This window comes from Pseudarthrobacter sp. Pseusp20, from assembly GCF_059492155.1.
Genome location: NZ_CP168521.1, coordinates 2,406,962 through 2,419,690 on the forward strand (window position 1 = coordinate 2,406,962; position 12,729 = coordinate 2,419,690).

A 12,729-nucleotide genomic window follows, 5' to 3' on the forward strand; every position below is an offset into this window, starting at 1 on the left:
GAAGCCATGCAGCATCGAACCCTTGGCCACAGCGGCGCCGTGGTCACCAGTTACGCGCTGGGAACCATGACCTTCGGCGCGGAGGCGACGGAGGAGACATCCCATGCCATCCTTGACAGCTATTTCGACGCGGGCGGCAACTTCATCGACACCGCGGACGTCTACAGTGCGGGAGTGTCGGAAGAAGTCATCGGCCGCTGGCTGGCCAAGCGCCCCGACGTGAGGGACAGGGCGGTGATCGCCACGAAGGGGCGCTTTCCCATGGGGACGGCACCAAACGACGTCGGAACCTCACGGCGTCGCCTGACCCGCGCCCTTGATGATTCCCTCCGCCGGTTGGGCGTGGAGCAGATCGACCTGTACCAGATGCATGCTTGGGACCCGATCACCCCGCTGGAGGAAACCCTCCGCTTCCTGGACGACGCTGTGAGCCGCGGCAAAATCGCCTACTACGGTTTCTCGAACTTCCTTGGCTGGCAACTGACCAAGGCTGTGCACGTTGCACGCAACCAGGGATGGAACCCGCCCGTCAGCCTGCAACCCCAGTACAGCCTGCTGGTCCGCGACATCGAATTCGAGATCGTTCCGGCAGCCCTCGACGCAGGAATCGGCCTGCTGCCGTGGTCGCCCCTGGGCGGAGGCTGGCTCTCGGGCAAGTACAAGCGCGACCAGCAGCCTACCGGTGCAACCCGCCTCGGGGAAAACCCCAAACGCGGCATGGAGGCGTGGCAGGCGCGCAACGAGAACCCGCGCACGTGGGCTGTCATCGACACCGTCCAGGACATCGCCGACGCCCACGGCGTGAGCCCGTCCCAGGTGGCCCTGGCCTGGCTGGCGGACCGCCCGGCTGTTACCTCGGTGATTCTGGGGGCGCGGACCACGGAACAGCTCGCTGACAACCTCGCCGCCGCCGAACTGCAGCTCAGTGCCGATGAAGTGGACCGGCTTACCCAGGCCAGCCAGCCAGAGGCCGGCGTTTATCCCTACGGACCCATGGCTGAGGAACAGCGCAGCCGGAAAATGGAGGGCGGGCGGTAGCTACACCGCGAACGAGGGCACGGTGAAAGGACCTACTCCGCGTGCTTCAGCACGTCCGGCAGCTCGTCCACATACACCGTTTGCGGCGGCTCGTAGTAGATCACCAGCACCTCGCTGCCCACCGGGAAGTCGCTGGTTTTGTCGAACGGGTGGGCGTGGAACGCCATGATGCCGCCGAGGTAGGGCAGCATGACTTCCCCGATGGTGCCCGGGCCGATGCGCCCGGTCACCCGGCCGATCTTCCCCGTCAGGCTCCGGTCAACGTCCTTGCGCATGGGCGGGCCTATGCACCGGGAGCCTTCGGCGGACGCTTGGTGTCTTCGCCCTTCCGGAGCGCTGATGCGAGGGCAGGCAGGTAGTCGCCCGCCTGTGCCAGGATGCCGCCCAGCATCTTGTTGACGCCTTCGCCGCCGTTGAGGACGGTCATGTTGCCCACGTGGGAGAAAGGCTCGGCTGCAGCGGCGATGATGGCGGGCATGTTTTCGGCAAGCTGCTGGGAGATGACCGCGTCCTGGTTGGTGCCCAGCGCTTCGGCCCGGGCCTTGATGCCGTCCGCTTCGGCCAGTGCCTTGGCCTTGATGGCGGACGCCGCGGCGTCGCCTTTGGCCCTGGTGGCGGCGGCTTCAGCCTCGCCGGTGACCTTGGTTGCTCCTGCTGCGGCGGCGGCTGCGGTGGCATTCGCCTGGGCCTGGAGTTCCGTGCGCCGCGCGTTCGCCTGCGCCTCGAGCTCGGTGCGGCGTGCCAGCGCCTCCGCAGCGCTGATATCCGCCGCCTTCTGGCCTTCAGCATCGGTGCGTTTGGCGTAGGCCTTCGCATCAGCGGGTTTGCGGATACTCGTCTGCAGCTTCTGCTCCTCACGGTCCGCCTCAAGCTTGGCGACTTCGGTTTCCTGGACCACCACCTGCTGCCGGGCCGTAGCCTCGGCGAGCGGGCCGGCCTGGGCTGCGTTGGCCCTGGCGCGTTCCGCGTTGGCCTGCGCCACGGACTGCCGGATCGCCGAAACGCTCTGCGCGTCCGCGATCAGGGCCGCAGCCTCCGCCTCCTTCTCCGCCGCCTCCCGGTTGCGGGTGGCCTCGGCAATCCGGGCCTCCATCTTCACCTGGGCAATATGCGGCTTGGCGATGTTCTGGATGTAGCCGGTAGGGTCCTGCAGGTCCTTGATCTGCAGGGAATCCACCACCAGGCCCAGCTTCTCCATCTCCACTCCGCTGGCGCTGCGGACCTGGGACCCAAGCTTGTCCCGCTCGCGGATAATCTCCTCCACGGTCATGCTGCCGATAATGGAGCGGAGGTGGCCCTCAAAGACGTTGTAGACCTGGCTTTCCATTTTGGGTTGCTGGCCCAGGAAACGGCGGGCCGCATTTGCAATGAACGGCGGTGCGTCACCTATTTTGTAAATGACGACGCCCTCCACAATGACCTGGATACCCTGTGACGTCACGCAGGAAACCTTGAGCTCGGTTTCGTTCAGTGTCAGCGACAGGGTCCGCACCGTCTGGAGGCCGGGAAGGACCAGGGCGCCTTTGCCGGTCACAATCTTGAAGTCCATTCCGGCCCGGGTCTCAAGGGTTCCCCGGGTCAGTCCGGAGATGATCAGGGCCTCGTTGGGTTCAGCCACCTTCCACATGAGCTTCGTCGCCACCCAAATGAAGGCAATGGCAACAAGTACGCCCAAAACAGTGGAAATTAACGGGAAGAACGGTGCAAAGTCCGGCATGGCCAGGTCCTTTCAATGCCGCGAAAATCGCTTCACGGTAAAACCCCAATGAATGCAGCCGGCCATTTGTCCGACCCTTCGGAATCTGCGCCTGGCCAGCTGTTGTAGCCAGTCTCGTTGGGCCCCGGTCAAGAGTCCAGAGCCGGGCCGATATTTGCCTGCAGCAACGATGAAGGGCGTACGACGGCGGCGCCTGGCAGATGCCGGAAGGGTGCGGCCAGGCGTCCGGCAGGAGAGTGCCGGTCCGAGGGTGCCGCTGCGACCGGTCAGCGGCGGTTCGGGGACTCCGAACCCGTGGCCAGGAGGGTTCCGACTTCCGCGGACCGGTGGGCCTCGAAGACGAGGTCGGCATTGGCCCGTGTGCTGGAAAGGTACGGTATTGGCAGGCTGGCTCCGCACCCCCGGCAGCGGATTTCGTCGGTCCAGACCCAGTTGTAGGCTGCGTGACGTTCCAGGACGCTTTGCATGGCGGTGGCAACGGCTGTGGTGATGGCATTCGCTGCCGCGGTGACCAGCGCTGCATCCCCGGTGCTGTGGATGGACCCAACCTCAGTGTCGATGCTCATGGTGCCTCTTCCCGCGATCCCGATGGTGCTGTCGAGCATAGTGTGTTCCGCGTCACAAGCCTGTATTGGCAAGGTCTCGGTTCCCTAACGGCGCGCGGGCGCGGAACGGGGAGGGGGAGCGGCCCTGTCACGGCTCCCGGTCTGTGTCCACCACGGTGACCTCCAGGGGCATCCTGTTTGTCCGCCGCAGGCGGCCGGCCAGGATGTTGTGCAGCCCGTGGGTCACCAGCCGCCTCCTGGTCAGGAACCGGTATTCCGCTTTGTCGGACGTCACAAGGTCCAGGATTGGCTGTGCGGCCTGGTCGGCGCTCTGCCCCCACAGGCCAACCACCACCTGCAGTGCCCCGAGACGGTGTTCGTACCCGGCCTGCGACGTGACCTTTCCCAGGAGGGCCGTCTCCACAAGGCCGGGATTCATGCCGTGCACCCGGACCCCCGTACCTTTGGTTTCCAGCCTCAGCGTCTCCGTGAACTGGCGGACCCACCGTTTGCTCGACGCGTAGGCGTTCTGCATCGCCACGGGTCCGCGGTCACCCTGGCCGTAGAGGTTCACCAGGTCACCATGGCCTTGCTCCAGGAACACCGGCAGGGCCGCCCTGGCGCCGTGGAACGTGCCCAGGATGTTGGTCCGCACCACCCGTGTGAAGTCATCCACGGGCGTCGATGCCGTCGGTCCGTAGACCCCTGGCGTGCCGGCGTTGTTGACCCAGATGTCCAGCGTTCCACGGCTGAGGGCCATGTCCCGGAGTGCTTCCACGTCCGCCGGCTCGCCGGTGTCGCAGCGCCTTCCGTCCGCCGCGATGCCTTCCAGGCGCAGACGCCCGACGGCGGCAGCAACGCCGTCGTCCGTTCTGGATGCCAGCACCACCGCCGCGCCATGCAGGCCCAGCACCCGGGCCATGGCAAACCCCAGCCCGCGGCTGGAGCCGGTCACCACCGCCACCCTGCCTTGGAGCACAGTGTGAGGGGGCATGGCCGGCCGGGAACGCATTCCTCCGTCCTACGCCTCTGCGCGGTCCGGGGCAAGGGCGTTGCCCGCTACCGTTCCGTCCCCGGCCTTCCGGTCCCGGAGGGCGGCTGCCAGGTAGGGCGCTGTGCGGCTGTTGGCTGAACGTGCGACGGCGGCGGGGTGGCCGGCGGCGACGAGCTTCCCGCCGGCGTCGCCTCCGGACGGTCCCAGGTCCATTACCCAGTCCGCGGACGCAACCACATCCATGGCGTGTTCCACCACGATCACGGTGTTGCCGGCGTCCACCAGGCGGTTGAGCTGCGCCATCAGGAGTTCGACATCGGCCGGATGCAGTCCCGTGGTGGGCTCGTCCAGCAGGTACAGCGTGTGGCCGCGGCGGGCGCGCTGCAGTTCGGTGGCCAGCTTGATGCGCTGCGCCTCACCCCCGGACAGCTCGGTGGCCGGCTGGCCCAGGCGAAGGTAGCCCAGGCCCACTTCCTGGAGTGTCTGCAGGGACCGGGCGGCAGTGGGAACCCCGGCCAAAAAGCCGGCCGCGGCATTGACGGTCATGCCCAGCACCTCCGCAATGTTCCTGCCCTGGTAGGTGACCTCCAGGGTTTCGGGGTTGTAGCGCGAGCCGCTGCATTCGGGGCACGGACCGTAGCTGCCGGGCAGGAAGAGCAGTTCCACGGCCACGAAGCCCTCGCCCTGGCACGTTTCGCACCGTCCGCCGGCCACGTTGAAGGAAAACCGCCCGGGACCGAAGCCCCTGCTCCTGGCCGCGCCCGTTGCGGCGAACTCCTTGCGGACGGCATCGAAGAGCCCTGTATAGGTGGCCAGGTTGGAACGGGGGGTGCGGCCGATCGGCTTCTGGTCCACCTTCACCGTGCGGTCGATCCGCTCCAGCCCGGACGCGTGCCCCACACTGCCGGCACCGTCTTCGTCACGGTCCATACCTGGCTCCTCAGTCGGCTCGAGGCTGTCGTCGCTGGCCTGCCGGGACGTGCCGGCAACGTCCGCCAGGACCTTGCTGACCAGGGTGGACTTTCCCGAGCCGGAGACGCCGGTGACGGCTGTCAGGACACCAAGCGGAAAGGCCACGTCCAGGTTCCGCAGGTTGTGCCGGTTGATGCCGCGCAGATCGAGCCACCCGGAGGGTTCCCGCGGCGCACCCATGCCGGCGCCGCCGCCGTCGTCCGTCAACCCTGCTGAACCGTTTGGGAACAGGAACGGCCGGGTCACCGACCCTGCCACGGCGTCGAGGCCCTCAACGGGCCCGCTGTAGAGCACCTGCCCGCCGTCTTCGCCGGCCCGGGGACCAACATCCACCAGCCAGTCGGCACGCCGGACCACATCCATGTTGTGTTCCACCACGAACACGGAGTTTCCGGATGATTTCAACCGGTCCAGGACAGCCAGGAGGGGTTCGGCGTCGGCGGGGTGCAGGCCGGCCGACGGTTCGTCCAGCACATAGATCACCCCGAACAGCCCGGACCGGAGCTGGGTGGCAATCCGTAGCCGCTGCATCTCGCCCGGCGAGAGCGTTGGCGTGGCCCGGCCCAGCGCCAGGTAGCCCAGGCCAAGATCCAACAGCACGCTGATGCGCTGCAGCAGGTCCCGGGTGATGGCCACGGCCACTTCGTTGGATTCGGATGACTGCTTCCGCGATGCCGTCCCCGCCGTGGCCAGCAGGGTGGTGGGGCGGATGATCTCCGCCAGTTCGGTCATGGGCACGGCATTGAGCCCGGCGATGGTGTGCCCGGCGAAGGTCACTGCAAGGGCCTCGGGCCGAAGCCCCGTTCCGCCGCACCGCGGGCACGGTCCGGTTTCCATGAAGCGCAGCACCTTCTCCCGCATGGCGGGGCTCTTGGAATCGAGCAGTGTGTGCATCACGTAGCTCCGGGCGCTCCAGAACCGGCCCTTGTACGGCTTGGCCACGCGGTCCCGCTGCGGCGTCACTTCCACCACGGGCTGTTCCTCGGTGAACAGGATCCAGTCGCGGTCCTCTTTCGGCAGTTCCCGCCAGGGGGTGCCGACGTCGTAGCCCAGGTGGGCCAGGATGTCCCGCAGGTTCTTGCCCTGCCAGGCGCCGGGCCAGGCGGCGATCGCGCCGTCGCGGATGCTCAGTGACGGATCCGGAACCAGTGATGCTTCAGTGACGGTGTGGGCGGTGCCAAGGCCATGGCATTCCGGGCAGGCGCCTGCCGCGGTGTTGGGGGAGAAAGCGTCCGAGTCCAACGGGGGAGCTCCGGCGGGATAGCTGCCGGCGCGGGAGAACAGCATGCGCAGCGAATTGGAGAGCGTGGTGACGGTCCCTGCCGTGGACCGGGAAGTGGCGGTGCCCCGGCGCTGCTGGAGGGCGACGGCGGGCGGCAGCCCGGTGATCTGCTCCACCTTGGGGTTGTGGCCCTGCTGGATGAGCCGGCGGGCATATGGCGCGACGGACTCGAAGAACCGGCGCTGTGCCTCGGCGTAGATCGTGCCAAAGGCCAGGGACGACTTGCCGGAGCCCGATACTCCAGTGAACGCCACAATGGCATCCCGCGGCACATCCACGCTGACGTTGCGCAGGTTGTTCTCCCGGGCGCCCCGCACCCGGACGAAGCCGTCTTCGGCCTGGTCGGCCGTAAAACCCGGGAGGTCCAGCGAGGTCAGTTGCTCAGCGTTCTGTTTGGCATGCACCGCTTCGACTGTAGTGGCCAACCGTGCCTGGCCGGAACTTGAGGGGACCTGTCAGGACAGCGCGGACGGATTTACACTAAAGCATTCCGTGACGCAGGCAGGCGGGGGACGCCGACCGGGGACAGAAGACCAACTACATATTGAGGAAGGGCCGGCCATGGGCAACGCGTCGCAGGGAGCGAACAAGGCAGTATCCGAGGCCGCGTCGGCGAGCCGCAGCCCCGCGGTCCGTATTCTGGCCCGTGCCGGATTTGTCTTCATCGGTTTGGTCCACATCCTGATCGGAGCCATCGCCTTGCAGGTGGACCGGGGCCAGGGTGGTGAAGCCGACCAGTCCGGGGCGATCGGATCCCTGGCTTCCAAGCCCGGCGGCGGCATCCTGCTGTGGGTCGGGGCGGTGGCCTGCGCTGCGCTTGCCCTGTGGATGCTCAGTGAGGCGTTTATTGGGGCGCGCTCCGAGACAGATTCCAAGAAGAAGCTGAAGGCTGCCGCCAGCGCCGGGGGAAAGGCCGTGGTCTTCGGTTTCCTTGCCTTCACCTTCGCCGTCTTCGCCTCCGGGGGCAGCAAGAACTCCAGCCAGTCCGCCAGTGACTTCACGGCAAAGCTCATGGGAGCGCCCGCAGGCGTGGTTCTTGTGATAGCGGTGGGGCTGGCAATCATCGGCGCCGGCGTCTATTACGCCTACCGCGGCATCACCCGGAAGTTCATGAAGGACCTGCAGGACCCGGGCAACGCCCGGACCGCCGTCAAGTGGCTCGGAACAGTCGGTTACGCAGCCAAAGGCGTGGTGCTCGCCGTCGTTGGCGTGCTGATCATCGTGGCGGCCGCAACTGCCGACCCTTCCAAGTCCTCCGGCCTGGACGGCGGGCTGAAGACCCTGGGCTCGCAGCCTTATGGGGTGTTCCTGCTGGGCGCCATCGCCGCAGGGCTCATCTGTTACGGGGTGTACTCCATGGCCCGGGCACGGTACGGAAAGTTCTAGCTTGTGCCCCTGGGCCCCTTCCGGGACCGGGATGCCCGGATGCGGCCTTACTTACGGCGCCCGCCCGGACTTGCCGAGCCGGCCTGGCTGACCAGGCCGGCTACCGCTTCGTCCAGCTGGATGCGCAGGGCCGGCCCGTGGCCGGGCAGGACAACCGGGGCATCAACGCCGGCCAGGGTCCGCACGGAGGCCAGCGCCGCGGCCCGGTCTGAGTGATACATCGCGTGCAGCATCTGCGGACCGGACGTCCGGCTGATCGGGTGGCCGCTGACAAACGAATCTCCAACGGCGATGGCACCCGCAGCCGGAAGAAGGATTGCTGCATTGCCGGGCGTATGCCCGGGCACGGAGATGGCAACAGGGCTGCCCGGCAGGGCTTTGAGTGTGGCGTCGTCCCAGGCCTCCGCCTGCGTCGCGGGCCTGGCCGCCAGCGCGCCGGCCCTGATGGCGTGCACCATCCAGCGGAACACACGCGGCCGCCACGCTCGCCTGAGGACCTGGCCCAGGGTGACTTGGTGCTTCTCCTTCCCCTGCACATGCGCCAACTCCGCGGGAGCGCACAGGACAGGGGTCCCGAAGGACTCGGAAAAGAATGCCGCGGAGCCGGTATGGTCCACGTGGCCGTGCGTGACCAGCAGGGCAAGGGCGTCCGCAGGTTCCAGGCCCAGATGGCGCAGCGACGCGATGACATGGCGGCGGTCATCGGGATATCCGCTGTCAATGAGGATGAATCCCGTGCCGTCCCGCACCACTATCCAGTTGGACGCCGGCCCTTCAGCGAAATACACGCCGGGTGCCTGCTCGGAAAGGCTGGTTGCGGGGTCCCACCCCGCGGTTTGCTGCTGCACGGGTAAAAGAGTAGCCGCAGGCAGCCGCATATGGCGGATGCGGCCCAAGCCCAGGGATACCTAATGCCCCTAAAGTTCCTGTGCAGTCGCTGTGCATCCTTTGATCCTGGTCACCTTGGCCCTACAGTATTCCCACCATTGCCTACGATGGGATACGGACAGGGGACGGATTGGCGGCGCGCAGCCGCCTCCGGCCCGCGACGATTTGCTGGCAGGAGGTGGACCGATGCACCACGGCGTGCTGCTTCAGGGACATCCTGTGTACCGGCATCCCGGCCGCGTGATAGCGGCGGGAGCAGTTGGCCTGGTCCTGGCCATAACCTCAGGGAGTACGGCCCCCACCCAGCCCCCGGCCGCCGCCGCGCCGGTCCGCGTAGTGGTAGTGGGGGACTCGCTGAGCACCGGTCACGGCACTTCGCCGCAGCAGGCGTGGCCGGCATTGATGCGCAAGGACCCGCTGGGCGCCGGCCTGGAGGTTGTCAACGCCGCCGAGAATGGCAGCGGCTACCTCAGCACAGGTGATCTTGACGGAACTTTCGGCACCGAGGTCGAAGACTTCGTGACACCGGACACCGGCATCGTGGTCTTTTTCGGTTCAGAGAATGACCTTGGCTTTGCGCCCGCAGACGTTGGCGGCGCCGCCCTGGCCGCGATGGACCGTGCGGAAGCCCTTGCCCCGGAAGCGAAGATCATCGTGGTGGGGCCGCCGTCGTACTCTGCAACCCCGGACCCCGCCCTCGTGGACATCAGCGACCAGCTAAGGGCCGCTGCCCGGCAGGCAGGCGGGGAGTTCGTGGACCCCATCGCCGAGGGCTGGATCAGCGACGATTTTGACGACCTCATCGGCCCGGACGGCGACCACCCCACGGTGCTGGGACAGCATTACCTGCTGGAGCACATCGGCGCCTACCTGGAGCAGGCGGCCCCGGCCGCGGCCGCAGCGCAAGGCCGTCCGGAGGCCCAGTGAGCGCCGGCCGGACCGGGATTTCCCGGCGCAGCTGACTCAGATCAAGGGCCACGGGTAGCGCATGCCCGTGTGGTCAACGGGAAGTACCTTGTCCTGAAGCAGGCGCTGGACGCGCCGCCGGAGGGCTGCCACTTCGGCGTGGTCGAGGAGCCCGGCCACATCGGCAGGCACCGTGGTGGCCAGGGGACTGATGTCCTCAAGCAAGTCGTCCGGAATAGGGTCGCCGGCGAAGTCCCAGATCACGGTGCGCAGCTTGAACGCGGCAGAGAAACACAGGCCGTGGTCGATTCCCCAGATGTGGCCGTCAGTGCTGCGCAGTACGTGCCCACTCTTCCGGTCCGTATTGTTTGCCACGTAGTCGAACAGGGCGATCCGGGCCAACGCGGCGTGGGTCCCGGGCGAGTCGGCGTAGAGGGTGAAGTAGTGCTCCTCGAGGTCCCCTTCGACGAACCACTGCAGGGAGCCCACCCCAAGCGGCGCGTCCGATCGGACAACTGTTGGCGGAACGATGCCCCACCCCAGTGCTTCGCTGAGCAGATAGGCTGCGCGTTCCCGGCGGTACAGGCCGGCGTCGAAATCCGCGAGCGGCCGTTCCCCGGCTTCGGGCTTGTAGACCGCCCAGGCGGACTCATCCGCGCAGGAAACCTCCACCAGGAAGGTGGCGTTGCTGCCGCTCATGATGCGGCCCAGCAGTTCCACGCGGCCCTCGTTAAGGAGGGTCAGTTCCCGGCCGGACACCACATGCCCCGTGCGGCCGCGTCCCGCGGCCATCCATCCGATGACACTCCGCGCGGCATCACGGCGACCTCAGCCCGCTCAGGGGTTCCGACGTCGAATTCACCGTGAGCACGGCCGGCGCCCGGCCGTCCACGTAGGAAATCGCGGAGACCGACGCCGGGCTGATCATGATCCGCTGGAAAAGGTCCAGATGGGTGCCCAGGGCGTGGGCCACGGCCGCCTTGATGGGGTCCGCGTGGGAGAAGCACACCACCACGCCGCCCCGGTGGGCTGCGCGAAGGTTCTCCAGGGTGCCGACCATCCGGGCCTGCATCCCGGAAAAGCCCTCTCCGTTGGGGAACCGGAAGGCCGACGGATTGTGCTGGACGGTCTGCCACTCCGGCAGGCCCGCAAGGCCGGCGAGCGCGGCGCCGGTCCAGTCACCGAAGTCGCACTCCAGAAGTCCGGGTTCTTCCGTCACCGCCATGCTTGTCCGTGCCGCCGCAGGTTCCGCGGTTTCCTTTGCACGCTCCAGGGGAGAGGAGTAGATGGCCTGGACGGGCAGGCCGGAAAGGCGTTCGGCAACAGCGTCCGCCTGGGCACGGCCGCGCTCGGAAAGGTGCAGTCCCGGGGCCCTGCCGGGCAGGACAGTACCCGTGGTGGGTGTTTCGCCGTGCCGCACCAGGAGGATCAACGTACTCTCAGCAGTCATCAGCAACCAGCCTAACGCCCCGCTGGCTGCCTGCGCCCCGCCGGCACGGGCCGGGACGCCGGCTGGCTCCCATGGCCGGCCACGCCGCATCGTCACGCTGCTTCGAGGAATCTGGAGGAAACTCTCGATTAGCCGCAGGGCGGGGACTACCGTAGAGGGGTGACTGATCGCCCCGATATCTTTACCGTTGGTGAACTGCGTGCGGCAGGCCATGTCCACAAGGACCTGCGCCACGAGATCCGCGACAATCTCCTCGCATCCCTGGCTGCGGGGCGCGACCCCTGGCCGGGTTTGTACGGCTTCGGCCGGACCGTGATTCCGCAGCTGGAGCGGGCCCTGATTGCGGGGCATGACATTGTCCTGCTGGGTGAACGGGGGCAAGGCAAAACCCGCCTGCTCCGTACCCTGGCCGGGTTGCTGGACGAGTGGTCGCCGGTGATCGAGGATTCGGAGCTGAACGAACACCCCTTTGAACCGATTACCGAACAGTCCCGCGCCCGGGCCCTGACCGAAGGGGACCGGCTCCGGATCGCCTGGCGTCACCGGTCCGAGCGCTACGTGGAAAAGCTCGCGACGCCGGATACCTCGGTGGCCGACCTGGTTGGCGACGTGGACCCGATGCGCGTCGCCGAAGGCCGCCGCCTGGGAGACCCCGAGACCATCCACTACGGGCTCATTCCCCGCTCGAACCGCGGCATCATCGCCATCAACGAACTGCCGGACCTGGCCGAGCGCATCCAGGTGGCGATGCTCAACGTCATGGAGGAACGCGACATCCAGATCCGCGGCTACGTCCTGCGGCTGCCGCTGGACGTGCTGGTGGTCGCGTCCGCCAACCCGGAGGATTACACCAACCGGGGCCGGATCATCACCCCTTTGAAGGACCGCTTCGGCGCCGAGATCCGGACCCATTACCCAATTGAACTGGAGGACGAGGTCTCGGTCATCCGGCAGGAGGGCCGGCTGGTGGCGGACGTTCCTCCCTTCATCCTGGAGATCCTGGCCCGCTATACCCGGGCGCTGCGGCAGTCTCCGGCCATCAACCAAACATCCGGCGTCTCCGCCCGGTTCGCCATCGCGGGGGCAGAGACGGTGGCCGCGGCCGCGCTGCGGAGGTCAAGCCTGCGGGGCGAGGACCAGGCCGTGGCCCGGATCATTGACCTGGAGCCCGCCGTGGAAGTCCTGACCGGGAAGCTTGAGTTCGAATCGGGCGAGGAAGGACGCGAACAGGGCGTCCTGGACCACCTCCTGCGCACCGCCACCGCCGAAGCTGTCAGGGCGCACTTCCAGGGCCTGGACATGGGTCCGCTCGTGGCTGCCCTGGACGGCCACCGGACCGTCACCACCGGGGAGCAGGTCACGGCGAAGGAGTTCCTCGGCAACCTCCCGGCCCTGAACGGATCAGGCCTGTATGACGAAATCGGCCGGCGCCTGGGTGCGACGAATGACGGGCAGCGGGCAGCCGCCGTCGAACTGGCGCTCGAAGGCCTGTACCTCGGACGGCGGATCTCCAAGGAATCCGACGACGAGGAAACCATTTACGGCTAGGCA

General features: G+C 67.3%; 12 protein-coding genes. 4 read left to right on the forward strand and 8 right to left on the reverse strand.

Features of this window, described 5'->3' with window-relative positions; all coding sequences use genetic code 11:
• Window positions 1–6 precede the first annotated feature (6 nt).
• Window positions 7–1,038 (forward strand): aldo/keto reductase, encoded by a 1,032-nt coding sequence (locus tag ACEN9K_RS11085; protein WP_223995027.1) that lies wholly within the window; start codon window positions 7–9, stop codon window positions 1,036–1,038.
• Between the two features lie 32 nt (window positions 1,039–1,070).
• On the opposite strand, the gene ACEN9K_RS11090 is transcribed toward ACEN9K_RS11085, so the two are convergent.
• From ACEN9K_RS11090 to ACEN9K_RS11110, 5 genes are all read right to left on the reverse strand, one after another.
• A complete protein-coding gene (locus ACEN9K_RS11090) occupies window positions 1,071–1,313 on the reverse strand; it encodes an NfeD C-terminal domain-containing protein (RefSeq protein WP_056390165.1) in 243 nt (80 codons plus the stop codon).
• 8 nt (window positions 1,314–1,321) lie between these two features.
• Window positions 1,322–2,755 carry a flotillin family protein gene (locus tag ACEN9K_RS11095; protein ID WP_495634420.1) on the reverse strand — a complete coding sequence of 478 codons (1,434 nt, stop codon included), beginning with the start codon at window positions 2,753–2,755 and terminating at the stop codon, window positions 1,322–1,324.
• A 266-nt stretch (window positions 2,756–3,021) separates the two neighbouring features.
• Window positions 3,022–3,321: a hypothetical protein gene (locus ACEN9K_RS11100; protein ID WP_043425306.1), complete on the reverse strand. Its 300-nt coding sequence runs from the start codon at window positions 3,319–3,321 to the stop codon at window positions 3,022–3,024.
• A 127-nt stretch (window positions 3,322–3,448) separates the two neighbouring features.
• Entirely contained in the window at window positions 3,449–4,294 is an 846-nt protein-coding gene (locus tag ACEN9K_RS11105; protein ID WP_155845619.1) for an SDR family oxidoreductase, read from the reverse strand.
• Window positions 4,295–4,321: 27 nt separating this feature from the next.
• A complete protein-coding gene (locus tag ACEN9K_RS11110) occupies window positions 4,322–6,925 on the reverse strand; it encodes an excinuclease ABC subunit UvrA (protein ID WP_495635702.1) in 2,604 nt (867 codons plus the stop codon).
• Between the two features lie 184 nt (window positions 6,926–7,109).
• Here ACEN9K_RS11110 and ACEN9K_RS11115 point away from each other — a divergent pair, with 184 nt between their 5' ends.
• Entirely contained in the window at window positions 7,110–7,934 is an 825-nt protein-coding gene (locus ACEN9K_RS11115; RefSeq protein WP_018771000.1) for a DUF1206 domain-containing protein, read from the forward strand.
• Between the two features lie 47 nt (window positions 7,935–7,981).
• On the opposite strand, the gene ACEN9K_RS11120 is transcribed toward ACEN9K_RS11115, so the two are convergent.
• Window positions 7,982–8,782, reverse strand: a complete 801-nt coding sequence (locus tag ACEN9K_RS11120) for an MBL fold metallo-hydrolase (protein WP_495634421.1) — start codon at window positions 8,780–8,782, stop codon at window positions 7,982–7,984.
• Window positions 8,783–9,008: 226 nt separating this feature from the next.
• Here ACEN9K_RS11120 and ACEN9K_RS11125 point away from each other — a divergent pair, with 226 nt between their 5' ends.
• Window positions 9,009–9,749 carry an SGNH/GDSL hydrolase family protein gene (locus tag ACEN9K_RS11125; protein WP_018770998.1) on the forward strand — a complete coding sequence of 247 codons (741 nt, stop codon included), beginning with the start codon at window positions 9,009–9,011 and terminating at the stop codon, window positions 9,747–9,749.
• A gap of 36 nt (window positions 9,750–9,785) precedes the next feature.
• Here the strand turns inward: ACEN9K_RS11125 and ACEN9K_RS11130 are convergent, their stop codons facing one another.
• Both ACEN9K_RS11130 and ACEN9K_RS11135 read right to left on the reverse strand, forming a co-directional pair.
• On the reverse strand, window positions 9,786–10,520 hold the full coding sequence (locus ACEN9K_RS11130) for an SCO1664 family protein (RefSeq protein ID WP_268003105.1): 735 nt from the start codon (window positions 10,518–10,520) through the stop codon (window positions 9,786–9,788).
• A gap of 25 nt (window positions 10,521–10,545) precedes the next feature.
• The gene (locus tag ACEN9K_RS11135; protein ID WP_142073092.1) at window positions 10,546–11,178 is read right to left on the reverse strand and encodes an MSMEG_4193 family putative phosphomutase; all 633 of its coding nucleotides are present in this window, start codon (window positions 11,176–11,178) and stop codon (window positions 10,546–10,548) included.
• 159 nt (window positions 11,179–11,337) lie between these two features.
• Between ACEN9K_RS11135 and ACEN9K_RS11140 the strand changes: the two genes are divergently transcribed.
• A complete protein-coding gene (locus tag ACEN9K_RS11140; protein ID WP_018770995.1) occupies window positions 11,338–12,726 on the forward strand; it encodes a sigma 54-interacting transcriptional regulator in 1,389 nt (462 codons plus the stop codon).
• Window positions 12,727–12,729 lie beyond the last annotated feature (3 nt).